The following is a 21,058-nucleotide window of genomic DNA, read 5'->3' as shown; positions in this document are numbered from 1 at the left end:
CTCTCGCAGAGGAGGACCTTCATCGCGCGCAGCGCGGTGGGAACGAACTGCAGCCCCGGGGGCGGGGCAGGAGAGTGCGAGAAGCATGAGCCGTACGAAGAAGGTTAACCCCGGCCGGATCCTGTTCGTGGGGTCGGGTCCCGGGAATCCGGATCTGCTGACCGTGCGAGCGCAAGACGTCCTGGTGAACGCGACATCCGCGTACGTCGATCCGGACGTCCCCGCCGGCGTCCTGGCCGTGATCGGTGCCGCGCACGCCGCCGCCGAGCCCGCGCCGACCCGCGCGGGCCGAAAGGCGGCCGCCGAACAGGCCGCGGCGGCGCCCGACGTCATCAAACCTGCGCTCGGCGATCCCACGCAGGTCGCCAAGACCCTCGTCGCAGAGGCGAAGACCGGCGTCAACGTGGTCCGCGTCGTCGCCGGCGACCCGATGTCTTCCGACGCCGTGCTCGCCGAGGTGACGGCGGTCGCCCGCACCAGCGTGCCGTTCGAGGTGCTGCCCGGAATCCCGGCGGCCTCGGCGGTCCCCAGCTTCGCGGGGATGCCGCTCGGCTCGGGCCACACGGTGGCCGACGTCCGGGGCGACGTCGACTGGTCCGCCCTGGCCGCAGCACCCGGACCGCTGGTGCTGCACGCCACGTCGAGCCACCTGGCCGAACTGGCGAGCGCCCTCACCGAACACGGTCTGGCGCCGCAGACGCCGGTGGCGATCACCGTCAACGGCACCACGTGCTCGCAGCGGACCATCGAGGCGACGCTGGCGACGGCGAACGAGATGGGCAACGCCCTGACCGGACCGCTCGTCGTGACCGTCGGCAAGATCGTCGGCCGCCGCAACAAGTACTCGTGGTGGGAGTCGCGGGCCCTCTACGGCTGGACCGTGCTGGTGCCGCGGACCCGGGAGCAGGCCGTCGACATGAGCGAACGGCTCGTCTCGCACGGTGCCATCCCCAAAGAGGTCCCGACCATCGCGGTGGAGCCGCCGCGAAGCCCGGCGCAGATGGAACGCGCAGTCAAGGGCCTCGTCGACGGCCGGTACCAGTGGGTGGTCTTCACCTCCACGAACGCGGTTCGCGCCGTGTGGGAGAAGTTCGAGGAGTTCGGGCTCGACGCCCGCGCCTTCTCGGGCGTCAAGATCGCCTGCGTCGGCGAGGGCACGGCCGCACGCGTGCGCGCCTTCGGCGTGGAACCGGAACTGCTGCCCAGCGGCGAACAGTCGTCTCTCGGGTTGCTCGAGGACTTCCCGCCCTACGACGAGGTCTTCGACCCCGTCGACCGCATCCTGCTCCCGCGGGCCGACATCGCCACCGAGACCCTCTCGGAGGGGCTGCGCGAGCGCGGCTGGGAGATCGACGACGTGACCGCCTACCGCACCGTCCGCGCCGCCCCGCCGCCCGCCGAGACCCGCGAGATGATCAAGACCGGCGGTTTCGACGCCGTGTGCTTCACCTCGAGCTCCACGGTGCGGAACCTGGTGGGCATCGCGGGCAAACCGCATGCGCGGACCATCGTCGCCTGCATCGGACCCAAGACGGCCGAGACGGCCGCCGAGTTCGGCCTCCGGGTGGACGTCCGTCCGGAGAACGCGTCGATCGTCGAACTGGTCGACGCCCTGGCCGCGCACGCGGCACAGCTGCGCGCCGAGGGTGCGCTGCCGCCGCCGCGCAAGAAGTCCCGCCGCTCGCGGTCGTGACGGAGACGCGCTGATGACCGGCCCGATCGTCCGACCCCGACGGCTGCGGCAGAACGCAGCGATGCGGCGGCTCGTCGCCGAGACCCGCCTGGATCCGGCGCAGCTGGTGCTGCCGATGTTCGTCGCCGACGGCATCGACGTCCCCCATCCGATCTCGTCGATGCCGGGCGTCGTCCAGCACACGATGGACTCGCTGCGTGCGGCGGCCGCCGACGCCGTGGACGCCGGAGTGGGCGGGCTGATGCTGTTCGGCGTCCCGCAGGAGTCCGACAAGGACGGCGACGGATCGGTCGGCGACGCACCCGACGGGATCCTCAACCGCGCGCTGACAGCGTTGCGCGCCGACCTGGGCGACACCACGGTCCTGATGGCCGACACCTGCCTCGACGAGTTCACCGACCACGGACACTGCGGCGTCATCGACGGGCGCGGACTGGTCGACAACGACGCCACGCTCGAACGCTACCGATCCCTCGCGGTCGCGCAGGCCCGCGCCGGCGCCCACGTCGTCGGCCCGAGCGGGATGATGGACGGGCAGGTCGCCGCGATCCGCGACGCCCTCGACGCCGACGGGTTCAGCGACACCGCGATCCTGGCGTACACCGCCAAATACGCCTCGGCGTTCTACGGTCCGTTCCGCGAGGCCGTCGGGTCGTCGCTGACCGGAGACCGTCGCACCTACCAGCAGGATCCGGCGAACCGTCTGGAGTCGGCGCGCGAACTGCTCGCCGACCTCGACGAGGGCGCCGACATGGTGATGGTGAAACCCGCCATGAGCTACCTCGACATCGTCCGCGACGTCGCCGACCGCACGGACGCCCCGGTGGCGGCCTACCAGGTCAGCGGCGAATACGCGATGATGTCGGCGGCTGCCGAGCGCGGATGGATCGACTTCGACGCCGCCGTCGACGAGTCGGTCCTGTCGATCGCGCGGGCCGGCGCATCGATCATCCTCACCTACGCGGCACCGCAGGTGGCACGTCGGCTGGCCGCCCGTGATTAGGCTGGACGCATGACCGGTCCGCACCTCCCGACGTCGCAGCACCCGGGGCCGACGCCCCCGGGCGCGCCCGAAGCCCGCCCCGAACGGCCCGACACCATCACCCTGGCCCTCCAGTTCTGGGTGGCGATCATCGTCTTCGAGATCGCCTCGAGGATCGCCGACTACGGTGCCATCTCCGAGGAGATGCGGCGGATGGCGAAGCAGATGACCGAGAAGTCCGGCGACCAGCAGCTGCTGGACAACCTCGACGTGCTGATCGTCGTGTCGTTCGCCATGTCGATCGTGCTGCTGACGCTGCTCGCGGCCGCACTGATGTGGGGCACGTGGTCGGGTTACAACTGGACCCGCCTGCTGCTGGGCTGGCTGAGCGCCTTCGTGGTCGTGCAGTTGGCGTTCGGGATCTTCGGACTGTTCTCCGACGACGGACCGGAGATGTCGACGTGGTCGATGATCCCGGCCATCCTCGGCGGCGTGTGCGCGGTCGGTGCGCTGGCGACCCTCATGCACCGCGACAGCACGGCATATTGTCGCGAGGTCGCTGCACACCGTGCACGTAAAAGGCAGAATGGCGTTCGATGATCGACATCGCTCCCCGACGCAGACCGCAACGGCCCGACCCCAAGGATCGGCCGAAGCTCGTCGTGTGGTCGCTGCGACTGTGGTTGATCGCCGGCAGCCTGCTGGTCACCCTCGGCGTCCTGGGCGTCCTCGTCGACACCTTCTTCACCTCCGGCTTCGATTTCGGCGTCGTCGGCATCGACATCCTCATCGTCCTGCTCGGCGCCTTGTACTACGTGATGGGCGCCAACAGCTACCGCGGCGTCCTGCAGTGGCGTTCGTCGTTCTCGGCGCTCACCTGCGTGGTGGTCCCGCTGGTGCTGGCGATGGCGATCGGCTTCGGCGCGTCCGCTGGGATGTGGGGGCTGTGGCTCGTCCTGGTGGCCGCGGTCATCGGGCTGGCCGGGACCTACCTCGCGTACCGTCCGGCGGCCGACCGGTGGTTCCGGTGCCAGCTCGGCGACTGTGACGACGCGACGGACGACGCGACGGACGACGAGACGGACGCGAGATCGTGAGCGGCGGCGACACCGACGACACCGACGATCCGGGGCAGACCCTGCTGTACGAACCCGGCGGCAAGTGGTGGGTCGTGGCGATCGGTCCCGTCCTGATCGCCGCGATCCTCATCCTCGAGATCACCGGCGGCGGCGCGATCCACTGGGAGGTCTTCACCTTCTTCGGGGTGATCCTCGTCGGCTTCTCGGTCCTGCAGGTGGTGGCGGCACGCAAACACGTCTCGGTGCACCTCACCGAGACGACGCTGCGCGAGGGCACACAGACCATCAAGATCAGCGAGATCGTCAAGATCTTCCCGGCGAACACCGGCCCGGAGGCGCGCGACTGGGAGAGCGCCCCGGCGCTCGGCGAACTGCACGCGGTGCCGCGTCGACGCAAGGGCATCGGACTCCGACTCCAGAACGGCAAGCTCGTTCAGGCGTGGGCCCGCGACGGGGAGCGTCTGCGCACCGAACTGACCGAGGCGCACCTCGCGATCACCATGGGCCTCGCGCCCAAGGGGTCGTCGGACACGAAGGGGCGTTCCTGACCGGTGCGTGAGCCGAGCCCGTCGTCGCATCCGCCGCGCTCCGCGGTCAGAGGTGCGATCGTCGCCGGTTCGGCGGTGGTGGTCGTCCTGATCGTCGTGCTCGCCGGGGTCCTGTGGGTGAGCGGCTCGACCGACGACGCGTCGGGCGGCGGCGGGCAGGACGGCGGTGGGGAACAGGCGGACGCCACCGGATCGCGGCGCCCCCTGCTCGTGCACCTCGGCGACAGTTACGCCTCCGGCGCCGGAACGCAGCCGCTCGTCGAGGACTCGCCGCTGCTGTGCCAGCGGTCGCAGCGCAACTTCGGGGAGCTCGTCGCCGCGCGCGGACGGATGCGGATCGTCGACGCGTCGTGCGCGGGAGCCACCACGGGACACCTGTACGACGCGCAGTACGACGGGGTCGACGGCCAGCTCGAGGCCCTGGACCCCGACGCCGCCGTCGTCACGCTCATGCTCGGCGGCAACGACTCGGCGATGTTCTCGACCATCGTCGGCGAATGCTCGCGTGCGGCCCGCGACGATCCGGCAGGCGACCCGTGCCGGCGCGCCCTGGGCGACGAACCGCTCGGTGAGATCGACCGGGTCACCGGTCCGAACCTGGAGCGCGCACTGCGCGAGGTGCGCGGCCGCGCACCGAGAGCCCGCGTCGTGATCGCCGGGTACCCGTGGCTGATCGGCGAGCACGCGTGCCGCCCCGCGGTCCAGATCGCCGACGGCGACGTCGCCTACGTCCGTGCGCTGCAGCGACGGCTCAACAGGGTCGTCCGCGCCGCCGCGGACGCCGCCGGCGCAATCTACGTCGACATGTCGCGGGCATCGGTGGGGCACGACGCGTGCGCCCCGAAGCCCCGCCGGTGGATCGAACCGCAGATCGGCGCCGACTCCGCGATCGTCCTGCACCCCAACGAGTCCGGCCAGCAGGCCATCGCCGACGCGGTCGCCGCGGCGCTCGGTCGGTGACCGCGAAGGTCGCGAACCCGGCATCGCCGGTGTGACGGAGTCGGCGGCGATTGGGCCGTGGGGCCCGCATTTGGAACACTGGATGTCATGGCCGCACTCGGAGACCTGCCCGTCCAGGACACAACTGTCAGCGCAGAACTCTTCGACCGAGCGGGACGAGCGATCCCCGGCGGTGTGAACTCGCCGGTCCGCGCGTTCTCCGGGGTCGGCGGAACACCGCGTTTCATCGCCGAGGCCGCCGGCTGGCGACTCACTGACGTCGACGGCAACGACTACGTCGACCTCGTGTGCTCGTGGGGTCCGATGATCCTCGGGCACGCGCACCCCGCCGTCGTCGACGCCGTCGCCCGCGCCGCGCGCACCGGACTGTCGTTCGGCGCCCCGACGGCGTCCGAGGTCGAACTCGCCGAGGAGATCATCGACCGGGTCGACCCGGTGTCGCGGGTCCGCCTGGTGAACTCGGGAACCGAGGCGACCATGTCGGCGGTCCGCCTGGCCCGCGGCTTCACCGGCCGCTCCAAGATCGTGAAGTTCGCCGGCTGCTACCACGGCCACGTCGACGCGCTGCTCGCCGACGCCGGGTCGGGAGTCGCGACCCTCGGGCTGCCGACCTCGCCGGGGGTGACCGGCGCCGCGGCGCACGACACCATCGTGGTGCCCTACAACGACCTCGAGGCCGTGTCGGCGGTGTTCGCCGAACACGGCGACGACATCGCGGCGGTCATCACCGAGGCCGCCGCGGGCAACATGGGCGCCGTTCCCCCGGTTCCCGGATTCAACGAGGGCCTGCGCGCCGTGACCGCCGACCACGGCGCGCTGCTCATCATGGACGAGGTGATGACGGGCTTCCGCGTGAGCCCCGCGGGGCACTACGGCCTCGACGGGGTGGCCGGCGACCTCTACACGTTCGGCAAGGTGTGCAGCGGTGGACTGCCCGCAGCGGCGTTCGGCGGTCGCGCCGACGTCATGGACCGCCTCGCCCCGGTCGGCCCGGTGTACCAGGCGGGCACGCTGTCGGGGAACCCGGTGGCCGTCGCCGCCGGACTCGCCACACTGCGCACCGCGACCGCCGACGTCTACACGGCGCTCGACGCCAACGCCGACCGCCTCGCCGGACTGATCGGCGACGCGCTGACTGCCGCGGGCGTGCCACACCGCGTGCAGAAGGCAGGCAACCTGCTCAGCGTCTTCTTCACCGACCGGCCCGGCCCGGTGGTCGACTACGACGCCGTCAAGGCCACCCAGACCTGGCGTTTCGCCCCCTTCTTCCACGCGCTGCTGGCGCACGGCGTGTACGCGCCGCCCAGCGCCTTCGAAGCGTGGTTCGTGTCGGCGGCCCTCGACGACGAGGCCTTCGCGCGCATCGCCGACGCACTGCCGGCGGCCGCCGCCGCAGCCGCCGCTGCTCGTGATCCCCGGGAGGAGACCCGATGAAGACGATCGTCCACCTCATGCGTCACGGCGAGGTGCACAACCCGGAGGGGGTCCTGTACGGCCGCCTGCCCGGCTACCGGCTCTCCGAGACCGGTCGCGCGCAGGCGCGGGCCGTGGCGGAGTCGCTCGCCGATCACGACATCAGCCACGTCTTCGCCTCACCCCTGCAGCGCGCGCAGGAGACCGCGACGCCGATCGCCGAGACCCACGGGGTGCAGATCAGCACCACCGACGACCTCATCGAGGCGGACAACCAGTTCGAGGGCCTCAAGGTGGCCGTCGGCGACGGCGCCCTCGGCAAACCGCGCCACTGGTTCAAACTCCGCGACCCGTTCACGCCGTCGTGGGGTGAGCCCTACATCCAGATCGCGCACCGGATGCTGGCGGCCGCGAACTGCGCCCGCGACGCCGCCCGCGGCCACGAGGCCGTGTGTGTGAGCCACCAGCTCCCCGTGTACACGCTCCGCCGGTTCCTCGAAGGCCAGCGGCTGTGGCACGACCCGCGGGTCCGGCAGTGTTCGCTGGCCTCGCTGACGTCCCTGATCTACGACGGCGACGCCCTCGTCGACATCGTCTACTCGGAGCCCGCAGGCGCCTCCGACCCGCGCATCACCGGGGCGTGAGGACAGTGTCGTCACTCCGTCGAAGGCTCGGTGCCCTGGTGGGCGCGGTCGCGGTGGCGGCCACCGCGCTGACCGGATGCGCGACCGGCGATGACGCCGTCGCCACCGGAAACGGCAACCAGTTCGTCTCACCCGACGGGAAGACCTACCTCGAGTACGGGCCCGGTGACCGCAAGGACATCGGGGACGTGCGCGGCGAGAACCTCCTCGGCGGCGAGGACGTGTCGCTCGGCGACTACCGCGGCAAGGTCGTCGTCGTGAACATCTGGGCCTCGTGGTGCCCGCCGTGCCGCAAGGAGTTCCGCGAACTGGAGAAGGTCTACCAGGAGACCAAGGACTCCGGTGTGCAGTTCGTCGGCATCGACTTCCGCGACAGCCGGTCGACCGCCCAGGACTTCGTCCGCGACCGCGGCGTGAGCTACCCGTCGATCTACGACTACGGCGGCGCCAGCCTCGCGGCGCTCGGCACCCCGGTGGGCGTGGTGCCCACCACCGTGGTCCTCGACCGCGAGCATCGGGTGGCCCGCGTGTACCTGCGTGCGATCACCGAGGACGAACTGCGCGACGCCGTCGTCGCCGTGGCCGCCGAGGAGGCACCGGGCCGATGACCACGATGGTCCTGGCCGACCTGGGCGGCACGTTCGCGGGCACCGTCGCCTCCGGCGCGCTGATCCCGGCGATCGGGATCAGCCTCCTGGTCGGACTGATCTCCTTCGCGTCACCCTGCGTCGTCCCGCTGGTGCCCGGTTACCTCTCGTATCTGGCCGGACTGGTCGGGGCGGAGGCCCCGGCGGTCGGTGTCGGCGAGGGCCGCAAGACCGGCCGATGGCGGGTCGGCGGCGCCGCGGCGCTGTTCGTCCTCGGCTTCACGATCGTCTACGTCCTGGCGAGCGTCACGATCTTCGGCGTCACGTCGGTGTTCCTCGACGCCTCGCGGCTGGAGTGGATGCAGCGCATCGGCGGAGTGATCACCATCATCCTGGGTCTGGTGTTCGTCGGGATGGTCCCGTTCCTGCAGCAGGATCGTCGACTGACGCCCAAGCGGTACACCGGTGTCGTCGGTGCGCCGATCCTGGGGGCCGTCTTCGCCATCGGGTGGATCCCGTGCAGCAGTGCCACGCTCGGCGCCGTGCAGATGCTCGCCCTGAGCACCAGCGGCCCGTCGGCGGCGCGCGGCACCGTGCTGGTCATCGCCTACTGCCTGGGGCTGGGCATCCCGTTCATCATTCTGGCGTTCTCGTCGGCGTGGGCCGTGCGCAGCCTCGGATTCCTGCGCCGCCACGCGCGCACCGTCCAGCTCATCGGCGGCGCGATGATGATCCTCGTCGGTGTCATGCTGGTGACCGGATGGTGGAACGAGGCCGTCAACTGGATCCGCCTGGAAATGTTCGCCGACATCACGCTGCCGATCTGAGTGTTCCGCCGATCTGAGTGTTCCAATGACTTCGAGTGACCGATTCGAGTGACCCCGTGAAACAGAATCTCTTCTCACGACTGGTCGTGACCCCGCTTCGCAAGGCGTGGCGCGGCCTGACCTCCATGCGGACGGCGCTGGCGCTGCTCTTCCTGCTCGCGCTCGCCGCGATTCCCGGCGCGCTGCTGCCGCAACGGGACCTCAACGAGGGCAAGACGCTCGAGTACATCGCCGACAAGGGCACCGTCGGCGAGTGGATGGACCGCCTCCAACTGTTCGACGTGTTCTCCTCGTCGTGGTTCACGGCGATCTACGTCCTGCTGTTCGTCTCGCTCGTCGGCTGCCTCACCCCGCGCACGTGGGAGCACTACAAGGCGCTGCGGACCGCGCCGGTCAAGGCGCCCCGCAACCTGCGCCGGATGCCGCGCCACATCTCCGAGACCGTCGACGGCGAACCCGAGCTGATCGCCGAGCGCATCGAGAAGAACCTGCGCGGCTGGCGGACGACGGTCCGGACGGTGGAGCCGTCGGACCGGTATCCGCGGGGCGCGGTGGAGGTGTCGGCCGAGAAGGGGTACCTGCGCGAGTTCGGCAACCTCGTCTTCCACTTCGCGCTGCTCGCACTGCTCATCACCATTGCGGTCGGCAAGCTGTGGGGTTACGAGGGCACCCGCAGCCTCGTCGCCGACGGAGAGCAGGTCATGTGCAACACGTCGACCGCCGTGTACGACTCGTTCCGGTCGGGGGCGATGGTCGACGGCACCGGGATGGACCCGTTCTGCATCCGCGTCGATCACTTCGACGCCGACTTCCTGCCGAGCGGACAGCCCGCGATGTACGACGCGAAGATGCGGTACACGACCGACGTCTCCGCACCGCCCGACGAATGGGACACCACGCAGGTCCAGGTGAACCGGCCGCTGCGGATCGCCGGCAGCCGGGTGTACGTGCTCGGCAACGGGTTCGCCCCCACCTTCACGGTGACCTTCCCGAACGGTGAGAAGCGCACCGAGACCACGGTGTTCGTCCCGCAGTCGACGGAGACGATGCTCTCGGAGGGCGCGGTCCGTTTCGACACGCCGGCCGGCATGTACCCCGATGAGGATCAGCGGCGTAAGCACCAGGTGGCGCTCGAGGGACTGTTCGCACCCGATGCGGTCTTCCCGCAGGAGGGTCTGTTGGACTCGGCGTCGCCGGTCCCCGACAAGCCCTACGTCGCGGTTCGCATCTACGAGGGCGACACCGGTCTGGACACCGGTCGGCCGCAGAACGTGTACACCCTCGACCAGCAGCTGATCGACCAGGGGCGACTCAAGCAGCGGACGTCGGTGAACCTCGCACTCGGCGAGCAGACCGCGCTGCCGGACGGGGTCACCGTCCGGTTCGACGGCTACCAGCGCTGGGTCTCGATCCAGGTCTCCAACGATCCGGCCCAGACCGGTGTGCTGATCTCGGCGATCGCGATGGTCGTCGGCCTGGTGATCTCGTTGATGATCCGGCGTCGCCGGATCTGGGCGCGGATCACACCTGGTGCCGACGACGATGAACGACGTAGTGTAGTAGAGGTTGCCGGGCTGGCCCGCACGGATCAGGCTGGCTGGGGCGACGGCTTCGAGGAGCAGGCACGCGGTCTGTTCGCCGACGGCCGCACCGAACGGACCAAACTGTGATGGCGGACCACGCTCCGATGGGCGATGAGATGAGGATCGGTTCATGAACGACTCGGCCGGATACGTCAACGAGACGCTCGCGCGATACTCGGACTGGCTGTACGCCACGAGCATCACGGTCTACGTGATCGCCATGGTGCTGTTCCTGATGGCGCTCGGCGCCGCGCGGTTCGCCCGCATCGGCGCCCGCGAGACGCAGGCCGAACTGGTCGGCGCCGGCACGGGTGCATCGCGCGGATCCGGCGGCACGGCCGTGGACGATCGCGTACCCGGGCGGGTGTCCGGTCCGCAGGACCGCGTCTCGGCCGGCGAACGTCTCGGGTCGATGGCCTTCGCGGTCATCATCGTCGGCCTGGTCGCGCACATCGGATCGGTCGCGACCCGCGGCTTCGCCACCGATCGCGCCCCGTGGGGCAACATGTACGAGTTCATCTCGCTGACCTGCCTGGCAGCCGTCGTCGCGGGCGTCGTCTTCCTCCGCAAACAGCAGTGGCGGCCACTGCTCAGCTTCCTGCTGATCCCGGTGGTCCTGCTGATGTTCATCGGTGGGAAGTTCCTGTACACGCAGGCCGCCCCCGTGGTCCCGGCGCTCAAGTCGTACTGGCTGGCCATCCACGTCTCGATCATCTCGATCGCCACCGGCGTGCTCTTCGTCGCCGGCGTCGCCAGCGTGCTGTACCTGGTCAAGAACCGCTGGCCGTCCCTCGGCTCGGACGAGTCCGCGACCGGTGCCGGCGCGTTCTTCCGTCGACTGGTGGACCACCTGCCCAGCGCCGAAGCGCTCGACAAGGCCGCCTACCGGTGCACGGTGATCGGCTTCCCGCTGTTCGGCATCGGCATCATCTGCGGCGCCATCTGGGCGGAGGCGTCATGGGGCCGGTTCTGGGGTTGGGACCCCAAGGAGACGGTGTCGTTCATCGCCTGGGTGATCTACGCCGCGTACCTGCACGCCCGCGCCACCGCGGGCTGGCGCAACGCGGCGGCCTGGATCAGCGTCGCCGGATTCGTGGCACTGCTGTTCAACCTGTTCATCATCAACCTGGTCGTCTCCGGCCTGCACTCGTACGCCGGACTCTGACACAGGAGACCCCGATGCGGGGGTCGGGAGACCGGCGCGGATTCAGCGGTCGTCGAGGCTGCGCAGGAAATCCGGATCGTCGTCCGGCCCGCGCGGCGCCACCCGGCGCCGCGGCGTGATCGACGGCTCCTGCTGGTCGTGCGCACGAGTCTGGACCAGGCGCCACGAGATGTAGACGGTCGCGGCGATGATCGCGATCGCGAACAGATAAGCCATGGGTCCGGCACCTCCTCGACCCCCACGGTACCCGGATCGGGAGGACGCCGGGGCGGCGGTCAGGAGCGGTTCAGCAGCTCCACGACGTCGGCCTCGCGGAAGCGGCGATGGCCGCCCGGGGTGCGGATCGACTTGAGGACGCCCGAGGACGCCCACCGGGCCACCGTCTTGGGGTTCACGTTGAACATCGCGGCGACCTGACCGGGAGTCAGGTTGTGCTGCGTCGCCATCGCCGGAGTGATCATCCCGGCGTTGTCGGCGGCGTTGTCGGCGAGTGCGGTCATGGAGACTCTCCTCATTTCGTGCGGTCACCGGTGACGGGGGGCGTGTCGCCGGTGACTCCACAGATACACGCGAATGTGCCGGTTGCTCGAACAGTCAGGCGTTGGTAAAGAGTCCGTAATGCCCGATGAGGGGCCAATGGCCCGGTTGGGCGCCCTGTCCGGACCGGTCGTCCGAACGGGGTATTCGCTGGTGGGGCCCCGGAGTCGTTACTCTGGTGGCATGACTGACTCGCGTCCCGAGAACGGTGCCGTCCCGGCGTCGACCAAGAACCTCGTCCTCGCGCTGCTGGCGTACACCGTGGCGCGCATCGCGCTGGTCGTGGCGATCGGCGCGGTCATCTTCTACGGCGGCAGAGCAGTCGGCGTCGACGTTCCGTTCGTGGCGGCCGCGGCCTTCGGCGTGCTGGTCGCACTGCCGCTCGGCCTGCTCCTGTTCAAACCCCTCCGACTGCGGGTCAACGCGCAGATCGCCGCGGTGGACGCCCGCCGGCAGGCACAGCGCGACGACCTCCACGCCCGACTCAGCGGCCGCGAGAACTGACCGTGACCCGCGTCGTCGAACGATCCGCCGACCGCGACTGGGCCGATCACGCGGTCCAGGTCATCGACGCCGACGCCCGACGCAGCGCCGACACCCACCTGTTGACGGTCGATCTCCCCGGTTGGGCCGCGGACGCGGGGATCGACCTGTACCTCAAAGACGAGTCGACGCACCCCACCGGCTCGCTCAAACATCGGCTGGCGCGGTCACTGTTCCTGTACGGCCTGGTGAACGGGTGGATCGGTCCGCAGACGACCGTCATCGAGGCGTCCTCCGGGTCGACCGCCGTCTCCGAGGCCTACTTCGCGAAGCTCATCGGGGTTCCGTTCATCGCGGTGATGGTCGCCGGGACGTCGCCCCGCAAGACGCAGTTGATCGAGGCGCAGGGCGGCACCTGCCACTTCGTCGACTCGCCGTCGGAGATCTACTCGGTGGCCCAACGGCTCGAAGCCGAACTCGGCGGCCACTTCATCGACCAGTTCACGATGGCCGAACGCGCCACCGACTGGCGCGGGAACAACAACATCGCCGAATCGGTGTTCCGCCAGCTGGAGCTCGAACGGCATCCGATCCCGGCGTGGATCGTCGTCGGCGCGGGCACCGGAGGAACATCGGCCACCTTCGGCCGATACATCCGCTACCGGCGTCACCCCAGCAGACTGTGCGTGGTGGACGTCGAGAACTCCGTGTTCCTGCCCGCCTACGAGAGCGGAGACGGGTCGCTGACCTCACCGACGGCATCGCGCATCGAGGGGATCGGCCGTCCCCGAGTGGAGCCGTCGTTCGTCTCCCAGGTGATCGACCGGATGGTCGGAGTGCCCGACGCCGGGTCGGTGGCCGCGATGCGGTTCCTCAGCGAGAAGTTGGGCCGTCGCGTCGGCGGCTCCACCGGCACCAACCTGTGGGGCGTCTGCTCGGTGATCGCCGACATGGTCGCCGCCGGGCAGTCCGGCAGCGTCGTAACGCTCCTGTGCGACGACGGCGACCGATATGATCACACCTACTTCAACGATCAATGGGTCGCCGAGCAGCGCCTCGATCTCGCACCGCCCACGCGGGCGATCGAGGAGTTCTGGGCGACGGGGGTGTGGGCCGCGCCCTGACGCGCGCCGGATGAGGAGTGCACAGGTGGCCGTCGTCGACGCCGTGGACCTGGTTCGCGAGTATCGGATGGGCACCGAGACGGTGCGGGCGCTGGACGGGGCCTCGCTGAGTCTCGACGGCGGGCAGTTCGTCTCGGTCGTCGGCCCGTCCGGTGCGGGCAAATCGACCCTCCTGCACATCATCGGGGCCCTCGACACCCCGACCTCGGGCACCATCTCCGTCGACGGCACCGACCTGGCGGACCTCTCCGACGACGAGTCCTCGGCGTTCCGGCGTCACCGCGTCGGTTTCATCTTCCAGTTCTTCAACCTGGTCCCGACCCTGTCGGCGTGGGAGAACGTCGCCCTGCCGCGGCTCCTCGACTCGCAGTCGCTGCGCAAGGCGCGGCCGCGGGCCGTCGAACTCCTCGACCGGGTGGGCCTCGGCGGTCGGGTCGACCACCGGCCGTCGGAACTGTCGGGCGGCCAGATGCAGCGGGTGGCGATCGCCCGATCGCTGATGATGGATCCGACGATCCTGCTGGCCGACGAACCCACCGGAAACCTCGACTCCGCGACCGGCGCAGACGTGCTGGCCCTCCTCGCCGAAGTGGCGCACGACGACCCCGACCGCCTCGTGCTCATGGTGACCCACGACGATGCGGCCGCGCAGGTCTGCGACAGAGTGGTCACGGTCCGCGACGGCAGGATCGCCGACTGACATGGGACGAGCCGGCATGAGGGGACGCGCATGATCGGGGCAGGCCTCACGCGCGTCCGGATCCTCAACCTCCGCGAACTGGCCGGGCACCGACTCCGGGTGCTGACGTCACTGGTGGTCGTCGTCGTGTCGTCGGCGCTGCTGGTGGCCGTGCTGGGCACCTACGGGTCGATGTCGGAATCGGTCCGGGTGTTCGACGAGGCGATCTCCGGTGACGCCACCGTCGAGGTCGCGGGCATCACCGACACCGGGGTCGACGCATCGCTGGCCGGCGAACTGCGTCGCGAGGTCCCCGACGCGGCCGCGGTGGTGCCGCTGGTGCGCAGCACCGTCGTCATCGACGACCGGCCGACGCTGCTGCTGGGGTCGGACTTCAACGTGACCGCGCTGTCCGGCGACCTGCGCCGCGCGGTCGAGGGCTCCGGCGACGAGTTCTCCACCGACCGCACGGACGACGGCATCCTGGTCGGCGCCGCGACCGGACTGCACCGCGGCGACCACGTGACGATCGCAGGCGTCGACGTCGAGGTCCTCGGGGTGGTCGACGACGCCGCCGGGGTGCTCGGCGGCCGCTTCGTCTTCGCCTATCTGGGATTGGCGCAGCGGCTCGCGGGCCTCGACGATGCCGTCGACTCACTGCTGATCGTCCCCGAGAGCGGGGTGGGGAAGGCCCAGCTGACCGACGCGGTCCGCGACGCCGTCGGCGGTCGCGCCGCGGTGCTCGACCCCGACTTCCGCGTCAAGCAGACGGAGGTCGCCGCATCGGTGACCCACGACTCGACGCTCCTGGTGTCGATGGTGTCGCTGGTCATCGCGGCGTTCCTCGTCTTCAACATGATGAACATGGCCGTCGCCTCGCGCCGCCAGTCGATGGCGATGTTGCGGGCCCTGGGCGCCCGACGTCGCCACCTGGTCGGCGATCTGCTCGCCGAGGCAGCGGTCCTCGGCCTCGTCGGCGGGGTGATCGGCGTCCCGGTGGGGATCGTCATCGGACGGTGGATCCTGGGTCGACTCCCGGACTCCGCCGACTCGGTCGGGATCCCGATCGGCTACCACCTGCCCGCATATGCGCCGGTCGCCGCGACTCTCGCGTGCGTCGCCGCCTGCGTCGGAGCGACCGTGCTGGCGGCACGATCGGTCTTCGCGGTGGCCCCGGTGGAGGCGATGGTGCCCGGCGCCGCAGCCGACTCCAAGCCGCCGGCGGCCGGGCTGCTCGCGGTGAGCGGCGTGCTGGGAGCCGCCCTGCTCGCGGGGTCGTGGGTGATGACCGATGTGGTCGAGGGGCGCGGCGCGATCCTGGCGGGCGCCGTCTACGCCGCCGGTGCGCTGCTCGTCTGCTTCGCGGCGACGACCCTGCTCGTGCGGGCCGTGGTGTTCGTCGCGTCCCGCTGGTCGGGGCCGGGGACGCTGGCGGCGGTGAACGCCGAGCGGGCGCCCCGACGGGTGTGGGCCACGGTGATGACGGTGACGGTGGCCGTCGCCGTCGGCATGGGCATCTCGGGATCGCTCGACAATCTCGTCGGTTCGATCGGGCATTCGCTCGACGGACTCGACGACCCCGACTTCTACGTGTCGTCGCGCGGTGCCGACGAAGTGCCCCTGGGGCCGGCGCTCCAACCGGAGGTCGCCGACGAGGTCCGCGCGGTGCCCGGCGTCCGCAGGGTGGTCGGCGGACAGTGGGCGTCGGTGAACGTGGGCGACGCCCGCGTCCTGCTGCAGGGGCTGACACCGGGCGCGTCGGCGCCCTTCCTCCGCAAGGCGTCCGACGATGCGGCCCGCCAGACGATGGCCGGCGACGGCATCCTGCTCTCGACGGTGCTCGCGCGGCTGCTCGACGTCCACACCGGCGACACCGTGCGCCTCGCGACGCCCACCGGATATCACGAGGTGGTGGTGCGCGACACGGTCGACTACGTCTCGATCGACTCGGGTGTCGGCGCCATCGCCGACGAGCGGTTGGCGCAGTGGTTCCACCGCGACGGCGACACCTACCTTCAGGTGATGCTCGAACCGGGCGCGGATCGCGATGCGGTGCGCGGTGCGCTCGAACAGATCGCAGCGGCCCATCCGGGGCAGGGCGACCGGCCCGTGCGGGTCTACACCGGCCCCGAGGCGCTGCGGGCCACACAGCAGATGGCCGAGCAGTCCGGCGCGTTCACCGTCGCCATCCAGTGGGTGGTCGCCGGTGCGGCCGCGATCGCACTGCTCAACACGCTCCTGCTGTCGGTGTTGGAGCGGCGTCGCGAGTTGGCGGTCCTGCGCGCGATGGGGGCGTCGCGACGCTTCATCTCACGGATGGTGGTCGGCGAGGCCGCCGCGATCGCGGTGGTGGGTGCGGCGGTCGGCGTCCTGATGGGGGTCGGCCTGCACCTGTCGGCCGATCGGATACTCGCCGAGACGACGTCGATCGACATCGTCTTCTCCATGGACGCGTCGTCGGCGGGGTACGTGGTGGTTCCGGTGGTCCTGTGCCTCATCGGTGCCGCGGTGCCGGCCGTCCGGGCCGCGCGGATGGGCATCTCGGCGTCGCTCGTCGAAGACTGACGGCGCCCGCCCGGACGGGATCCAGTCAGGACAGGGCGAGCCCGACGGCCGTCGCGAGGGCCCACACGAGCATCGCGATGCCCGTCAGTGCGAGAACCGCGATGAGATCGCGGCCCAACGCGCCCCCGCGGACCACGCGGACCGGCTTCACCAGCGGGATCACCGCCAGCAGTCCGGCGGCGGCGCCGGGCGCCGCGACAGTCATGGCGAGCGTCGCGACCACCGGGACGGCGGCGAACGCGGTATACAGATCGCGGGTGCGGGCGTCACCGAGCACCACGGCGAGCGTCACCTTCCCCGACTCGGCGTCGGTCGGGATGTCGCGCAGATTGTTCGCCACCAGCACCGCGCTCGACAGACTGCCGACCCCCACGGCGCAGGCGACGCCGAACCAGTCGACCCGGCCCGCGGTGACGAACTGGGTGCCCAGGACCGCGACGGGACCGAAGAACACGAACACCGCCAGCTCGCCGAGCCCCTGATAGCCGTACGGGCGCCGGCCTCCGGTGTAGAACCAGGCACCGGCGATGCAGACCGCACCGATGACGACCAGCCACCAGGCCGTCGAGATCGCCAACACCAGTCCGCAGACGGCGCCGACCCCGAGCGCGCCGAACGCGGCGAGCCGGACGGCGGCGGCCGACGCGGCACCCGACCCGACGAGCCGCATCGGCCCCACGCGGTCGTCGTCCGTGCCGCGGACGCCGTCGGAGTAGTCGTTGGCGAAATTCACGCCGATGATGAGTGAGACCGACACCGCCAACGCCAACGCCGCGCGCCACCAGCTGACGCCGTCCCCGACATGCCATGCGGCGCCGGTGCCGACCACGACCGGTGCGATCGCGTTGGGGAGGGTGCGCGGACGTGCGCCTTCGATCCATTCACTCACGGTTGCCACCGGCCCATCATCCCATCGACGGACCGGTGTCCTCCGATCGGACGTCACCGCGTTCTGGACTTATGCGACATCGGTCCGCCGTGATCGGATGTTCTCGGTCGTCGGCGGGGTGTCGGCGCAGCCCGCGAGAGGGAGAGCACCGTGAGACGCACCGCCGCCACATCCATCGCCGCATGCGGAATCGCACTGTCGACGGCGGCGGGCCCCGCCCTCGCCGCAACGCCCGCGGCCGTGGGCGATCTGGTCGCCGGTTCGATCGTCAGCGCGGAGCAGCCGGCGCCGGCGGGCACGCACGATTCGCTCGTCGACATCCTCGGCGACGGTGTCCGCGAGTCACTGGTGGTGGTCACCCCGGGGACCGACGACACCAGGCACCCGCGGATCGACGGACTGGTGGGGGAACGGGAGAGCTACTTCGTGAACTATCCGGAGTCGTTCGCGCCGATCATCTCCGGAAGGTCCGGCAGACTCCTGCCCTTCCTCGCACCGAGCTACGACGCGTCGGCCACGGTGGCGAAGGACCGGAACCTCGAGGTGATGAGGGCGTTGGCGGCCGCCGACACGGCGGTGGTCTACACCGGCTACTCGCAGGGCTCCGACGCACTCGGCGCCGCCGCCGAGCAGGCCGCGGCCGCCGGGCTCCTCGGCCCGAACGACACGGTCCTGCTCGTCTCCGATCCGCGCGGACCGTGGGGAGTCAAGTCGCGCCTCGGCCGGGTCCCCCTCGTGGGGGCCGCGATGAGCGTCATCGGCGTCACCGACGACGGTGCCCGGAACCCGAAGGACACCGGGGACGCGCGGGTGGTCCACGTGATCGTTCAGGGCGACCCCGTCGCCGACTGGCAGTGGAACCCGTACCGGCCCGCGTCGTCGCTCCTGGTGAACGCGGCGGGCTTCCTCGCGATCCACTCGGGTACCGGACCGTACACGTACGCGCGCCTCGACACCCTGGAGGCCAGGGCGCCCGTACGGACGCTCTACAGCGCCGAGGGGAACTCCGAGTACCGGATCTACGACACCTACCATCCGCTGGCACTGCTGAATGCGATGATCTTCGACGCCGTCGGGGTACCGGTGAGCGAGAAGACCCTCGACCGGTGGGATCGTGCCGCCGACGCCTTCTACCCGATGCGGGAGCTCACCGCGGAGACCGCCGATCCGGCGGTCGCGGTCACCGCGCAGCCGGATGCTGCCCACGAGAGCGAGACCCGTGAGGACGAGGCGGGGGACGAGGGATCGGATGCCGCAGAACCCGATGTTGCAGAACCGGATGTCGCAGAACCCGATGCCGTAGAGCCGGATGTCGTAGAGCCGGATGTCGCAGAGCCGGATGCCGTAGAGCCCGATGCCGCAGAACCGGATGCTGCAGAACCGGATGCTGCAGAGCCGGATCCGATGGCGAAGGCAGTCCCCGAGCCCGCCGCTCCGGAGACCGCTGCAGCCTGACGGGACCGATCAGGAGAAGCGGCGTCGCAGCGCGCGCCGGTCGACCTTCCCGGGACCGCGGAGCGGCAGATCCGGAACGATGACGATCGAGCGGGGCGCGGCGTGGCGACCCAATCGTTCGGCCACATGGGTGCGGACGGTCTCCGGCGCCGGTTCGGGAGCCCCCGCCCGCACCACGAGCGCTGCGGCGACCCGCTCGCCGAGCGTCTCGTCGGGCACGCCGAACACCGCGCATTCCGCGACCGCGTCGAGCTCGTCGATCACCGCCTCCACCACCTGCGGCACCACTGTCAGGCCACCCGACGAGACGGCCTCGTCGGCGCGGCCGACCACGCGGAGCACACCGTCGACGATCACCCCCAGATCGTCGGTGCGGAACCAGCCGGGTTCGGCGAACGCCGGATGGTCGGGCACGCTCCGGTAGCCGAGCGCCAGGGTTGCGCCGCCGAGCGCCACACGACCCACGCCGCTCTCGTCGGGATCGTCGATGCGCATCCGCGTCCCGGGCAGGGCGACGCCGTCGTAGACGCAGCCGCCCGCCGTCTCGCTCATGCCGTACGTGCGGACGATGGACAGACCGGCGTCGACGGCGCGTCCGAGCAACTCGGGTGAGGTGGCGCTGCCGCCCACCAGAATCGCGTCGAGACCGCGGAGCGCCGCCACCGCGTCCGGGTGGTCGAGTGCCCTGCGGAGCTGGGCGGGCACCAGCGAGGTGTACCGGCGGGGCCCGGCGATCCGGTCGATCGCCTCGGGCAGATCGCCCGGATCGAAGCCGCCGCGCAGGTCGATCACGACGGGCATCGAACCCGCGGCCAGAGAACGCAGCATCACCTGCATCCCCGCGATGTGGTGAGGGGGCAGGGCCAACAGCCAGCCGCCCGGACCGCCGAGGACCCGGGCCGTCGCATCCGCCGACGCCCGCAGCGAGTCCACGGTGTGCACGGCACCCTTCGGGGTGCCCGTGGTGCCCGACGTCGAGACCACGAGAGCCGCCCGGTCGTCGATGGGGTCGCCGACGCCCAGCGCCGAGGTGAGACGGTCGGCGACCGGCGGATCGTCGGTCGGCAGCGGAAGATACGCGACGTCACCGTCGAGCAGCGCGGACAGCGCGCGTTCGGCACGGAGGACGGCCGGGCCGGCGGGCAGGGGGAGCGGGTGCAGGACTTTCAGGACTGGTCTCCCGCATCGTCCGGACGCTGCGCACGCGGCGCGAGGGGATCATCGTCGAACGGCCAGTCCGCGGCCTCCAGCGTGTGGCGGACCCGGGCCACGTCCTCGTCCCGAGGCAGTTCCTCGGTGATCTTCGAGATCTCGACGCCGGCGTCGATGCGGCTGATCGGCTCATCGTCGGCGTTCTGCGACAGTTCGGCGGCGACCTGGGCGATCTCGTCGTCGGTGAGCTGCCGCCGCAGCAGCGCGAACAGCGGGAGGTAGTCGCCGTGTGGAACGCCCTGGGGATATCCGGCGCGCAGCCAGTCGACGATACCGCGCAGAAACGAGGGGCGATCCATGACGGCGGTCAATCCGCGGCGATGACGTGATCGGTGAGCGGCCAGCCGGCGGCCGCGAGACGGGCCGCGACCTGACGGGTCTCCTCGACCGACGGCGCCTGCTCGGTGACCGAGTGGATCGCGTCGCGGATCCGCTCCGGGGTCGCGGGCGTCTCGGTGCCGTGCTCGAGGGCCAGTGTGAGGACGATGTCGGTGATCTCCGACTCTGACAGAACCGGGGTCAGCAGCGCCAGGAGCGGCGGGTAGTCGGCTGCGGGGACCCCATCGGGGTACCCGGCGCGAATCCACCTGATGACGTTGTCGAACAGCGATGGTGCCATGGGTGTTCTATGCC

The 21,058-nt window shown here is 70.6% G+C and carries 23 protein-coding genes; 17 read left to right on the top strand and 6 right to left on the bottom strand.

The genetic code is table 11. The features are described from left to right. The first annotated feature begins 85 nt into the window (after nt 1-85). The 12 genes from G528_RS0101385 (at nt 86) to ccsB (ending at nt 11,481) form a co-directional block, all read left to right on the top strand. On the top strand, nt 86-1,693 hold the full coding sequence (locus tag G528_RS0101385; RefSeq protein ID WP_026917401.1) for a bifunctional uroporphyrinogen-III C-methyltransferase/uroporphyrinogen-III synthase: 1,608 nt from the start codon (nt 86-88) through the stop codon (nt 1,691-1,693). 13 nt (nt 1,694-1,706) lie between these two features. Next, a complete protein-coding gene (hemB, locus tag G528_RS0101380; protein WP_026917400.1) occupies nt 1,707-2,696 on the top strand; it encodes a porphobilinogen synthase in 990 nt (329 codons plus the stop codon). Between the two features lie 9 nt (nt 2,697-2,705). Further along, complete coding sequence (locus G528_RS0101375; RefSeq protein WP_026917399.1) at nt 2,706-3,275, top strand: hypothetical protein; 570 nt, start codon at nt 2,706-2,708, stop codon at nt 3,273-3,275. Then, entirely contained in the window at nt 3,272-3,772 is a 501-nt protein-coding gene (locus tag G528_RS16045; RefSeq protein WP_051198164.1) for a hypothetical protein, read from the top strand. Before G528_RS0101375 ends, G528_RS16045 begins: the two co-directional genes overlap by 4 nt. Then, entirely contained in the window at nt 3,769-4,302 is a 534-nt protein-coding gene (locus G528_RS16035) for an EbsA family protein (RefSeq protein WP_245569639.1), read from the top strand. Before G528_RS16045 ends, G528_RS16035 begins: the two co-directional genes overlap by 4 nt. A gap of 3 nt (nt 4,303-4,305) precedes the next feature. Beyond that, nucleotides 4,306-5,262, top strand: a complete 957-nt coding sequence (locus G528_RS0101360; protein ID WP_245569638.1) for an SGNH/GDSL hydrolase family protein — start codon at nt 4,306-4,308, stop codon at nt 5,260-5,262. 87 nt (nt 5,263-5,349) lie between these two features. Continuing rightward, entirely contained in the window at nt 5,350-6,696 is a 1,347-nt protein-coding gene (gene hemL / locus G528_RS0101355) for a glutamate-1-semialdehyde 2,1-aminomutase (protein ID WP_026917397.1), read from the top strand. Then, nucleotides 6,693-7,319 carry a histidine phosphatase family protein gene (locus G528_RS0101350; RefSeq protein ID WP_026917396.1) on the top strand — a complete coding sequence of 209 codons (627 nt, stop codon included), beginning with the start codon at nt 6,693-6,695 and terminating at the stop codon, nt 7,317-7,319. The genes hemL and G528_RS0101350 overlap by 4 nt, the downstream gene beginning before the upstream one ends. Before the next feature lie 5 nt (nt 7,320-7,324). Then, nucleotides 7,325-7,927, top strand: a complete 603-nt coding sequence (locus G528_RS0101345) for a TlpA disulfide reductase family protein (RefSeq protein WP_084637967.1) — start codon at nt 7,325-7,327, stop codon at nt 7,925-7,927. Further along, the gene (locus tag G528_RS0101340) at nt 7,924-8,733 is read left to right on the top strand and encodes a cytochrome c biogenesis CcdA family protein (protein WP_026917394.1); all 810 of its coding nucleotides are present in this window, start codon (nt 7,924-7,926) and stop codon (nt 8,731-8,733) included. Before G528_RS0101345 ends, G528_RS0101340 begins: the two co-directional genes overlap by 4 nt. 56 nt (nt 8,734-8,789) lie before the next feature. Beyond that, complete coding sequence (resB, locus tag G528_RS0101335) at nt 8,790-10,403, top strand: cytochrome c biogenesis protein ResB (protein ID WP_245569637.1); 1,614 nt, start codon at nt 8,790-8,792, stop codon at nt 10,401-10,403. Nucleotides 10,404-10,446: 43 nt separating this feature from the next. After that, on the top strand, nt 10,447-11,481 hold the full coding sequence (gene ccsB, locus G528_RS0101330) for a c-type cytochrome biogenesis protein CcsB (protein ID WP_026917392.1): 1,035 nt from the start codon (nt 10,447-10,449) through the stop codon (nt 11,479-11,481). A 42-nt stretch (nt 11,482-11,523) separates the two neighbouring features. Here ccsB and G528_RS18595 read toward each other — a convergent pair whose 3' ends face one another. Beyond that, nucleotides 11,524-11,697: a hypothetical protein gene (locus tag G528_RS18595; RefSeq protein WP_169515208.1), complete on the bottom strand. Its 174-nt coding sequence runs from the start codon at nt 11,695-11,697 to the stop codon at nt 11,524-11,526. A gap of 59 nt (nt 11,698-11,756) precedes the next feature. Further along, nucleotides 11,757-11,981, bottom strand: coding sequence for a BldC family transcriptional regulator (locus G528_RS0101320; protein ID WP_026917391.1), 225 nt, complete (start codon nt 11,979-11,981; stop codon nt 11,757-11,759). 220 nt (nt 11,982-12,201) lie between these two features. Between G528_RS0101320 and G528_RS0101315 the strand changes: the two genes are divergently transcribed. The 4 genes from G528_RS0101315 to G528_RS0101300 are packed head-to-tail and all read left to right on the top strand — an operon-like array spanning nt 12,202 to nt 16,869. Further along, a complete protein-coding gene (locus G528_RS0101315) occupies nt 12,202-12,522 on the top strand; it encodes a DUF4229 domain-containing protein (RefSeq protein WP_026917390.1) in 321 nt (106 codons plus the stop codon). Beyond that, nucleotides 12,519-13,625, top strand: coding sequence for an L-cysteine desulfhydrase Cds1 (cds1, locus tag G528_RS0101310; RefSeq protein ID WP_026917389.1), 1,107 nt, complete (start codon nt 12,519-12,521; stop codon nt 13,623-13,625). The genes G528_RS0101315 and cds1 overlap by 4 nt, the downstream gene beginning before the upstream one ends. Nucleotides 13,626-13,635: 10 nt before the next feature. Further along, nucleotides 13,636-14,325 carry an ABC transporter ATP-binding protein gene (locus G528_RS0101305; protein ID WP_035718522.1) on the top strand — a complete coding sequence of 230 codons (690 nt, stop codon included), beginning with the start codon at nt 13,636-13,638 and terminating at the stop codon, nt 14,323-14,325. A gap of 30 nt (nt 14,326-14,355) precedes the next feature. Next, entirely contained in the window at nt 14,356-16,869 is a 2,514-nt protein-coding gene (locus tag G528_RS0101300; protein WP_026917387.1) for an ABC transporter permease, read from the top strand. A gap of 25 nt (nt 16,870-16,894) precedes the next feature. Here G528_RS0101300 and G528_RS0101295 read toward each other — a convergent pair whose 3' ends face one another. Then, nucleotides 16,895-17,767 carry a 1,4-dihydroxy-2-naphthoate polyprenyltransferase gene (locus G528_RS0101295; RefSeq protein ID WP_026917386.1) on the bottom strand — a complete coding sequence of 291 codons (873 nt, stop codon included), beginning with the start codon at nt 17,765-17,767 and terminating at the stop codon, nt 16,895-16,897. A gap of 141 nt (nt 17,768-17,908) precedes the next feature. Between G528_RS0101295 and G528_RS16030 the strand changes: the two genes are divergently transcribed. Then, nucleotides 17,909-19,213, top strand: a complete 1,305-nt coding sequence (locus tag G528_RS16030) for a PE-PPE domain-containing protein (protein WP_211220583.1) — start codon at nt 17,909-17,911, stop codon at nt 19,211-19,213. A gap of 9 nt (nt 19,214-19,222) precedes the next feature. Here G528_RS16030 and menE read toward each other — a convergent pair whose 3' ends face one another. Genes menE through G528_RS0101275 form a run of 3 tightly spaced genes read right to left on the bottom strand, consistent with a single transcriptional unit; the run spans nt 19,223 to nt 21,044 of the window. Further along, on the bottom strand, nt 19,223-20,383 hold the full coding sequence (menE, locus tag G528_RS0101285) for an o-succinylbenzoate--CoA ligase (protein ID WP_084637966.1): 1,161 nt from the start codon (nt 20,381-20,383) through the stop codon (nt 19,223-19,225). Beyond that, the gene (locus G528_RS16020) at nt 20,380-20,724 is read right to left on the bottom strand and encodes a DUF3349 domain-containing protein (protein ID WP_035718521.1); all 345 of its coding nucleotides are present in this window, start codon (nt 20,722-20,724) and stop codon (nt 20,380-20,382) included. The genes menE and G528_RS16020 overlap by 4 nt, the downstream gene beginning before the upstream one ends. A gap of 8 nt (nt 20,725-20,732) precedes the next feature. Then, nucleotides 20,733-21,044: a DUF3349 domain-containing protein gene (locus G528_RS0101275; RefSeq protein WP_026917384.1), complete on the bottom strand. Its 312-nt coding sequence runs from the start codon at nt 21,042-21,044 to the stop codon at nt 20,733-20,735. Between the last annotated feature and the right edge of the window lie 14 nt (nt 21,045-21,058).

Source organism: Gordonia shandongensis DSM 45094 (assembly GCF_000423025.1).
Lineage (GTDB): Bacteria > Actinomycetota > Actinomycetes > Mycobacteriales > Mycobacteriaceae > Gordonia > Gordonia shandongensis.
Note: the sequence above shows the minus strand (reverse complement) of the source record. Positions and strands in the feature narration are given on the sequence as shown.

Coding starts and splice junctions, on each gene's coding strand:
- G528_RS0101385 (WP_026917401.1), top strand. CDS start 86: ATGAGCCGTACGAAGAAGGTTAACCCCGGCCGGATCCTGTTCGTGGGG.
- hemB (WP_026917400.1), top strand. CDS start 1,707: ATGACCGGCCCGATCGTCCGACCCCGACGGCTGCGGCAGAACGCAGCG.
- G528_RS0101375 (WP_026917399.1), top strand. CDS start 2,706: ATGACCGGTCCGCACCTCCCGACGTCGCAGCACCCGGGGCCGACGCCC.
- G528_RS16045 (WP_051198164.1), top strand. CDS start 3,272: ATGATCGACATCGCTCCCCGACGCAGACCGCAACGGCCCGACCCCAAG.
- hemL (WP_026917397.1), top strand. CDS start 5,350: ATGGCCGCACTCGGAGACCTGCCCGTCCAGGACACAACTGTCAGCGCA.
- G528_RS0101350 (WP_026917396.1), top strand. CDS start 6,693: ATGAAGACGATCGTCCACCTCATGCGTCACGGCGAGGTGCACAACCCG.
- G528_RS0101340 (WP_026917394.1), top strand. CDS start 7,924: ATGACCACGATGGTCCTGGCCGACCTGGGCGGCACGTTCGCGGGCACC.
- ccsB (WP_026917392.1), top strand. CDS start 10,447: ATGAACGACTCGGCCGGATACGTCAACGAGACGCTCGCGCGATACTCG.
- G528_RS18595 (WP_169515208.1), bottom strand. CDS start 11,697: ATGGCTTATCTGTTCGCGATCGCGATCATCGCCGCGACCGTCTACATC.
- G528_RS0101320 (WP_026917391.1), bottom strand. CDS start 11,981: ATGACCGCACTCGCCGACAACGCCGCCGACAACGCCGGGATGATCACT.
- G528_RS0101315 (WP_026917390.1), top strand. CDS start 12,202: ATGACTGACTCGCGTCCCGAGAACGGTGCCGTCCCGGCGTCGACCAAG.
- G528_RS0101305 (WP_035718522.1), top strand. CDS start 13,636: ATGAGGAGTGCACAGGTGGCCGTCGTCGACGCCGTGGACCTGGTTCGC.
- G528_RS0101300 (WP_026917387.1), top strand. CDS start 14,356: ATGATCGGGGCAGGCCTCACGCGCGTCCGGATCCTCAACCTCCGCGAA.
- G528_RS16020 (WP_035718521.1), bottom strand. CDS start 20,724: ATGGATCGCCCCTCGTTTCTGCGCGGTATCGTCGACTGGCTGCGCGCC.
- G528_RS0101275 (WP_026917384.1), bottom strand. CDS start 21,044: ATGGCACCATCGCTGTTCGACAACGTCATCAGGTGGATTCGCGCCGGG.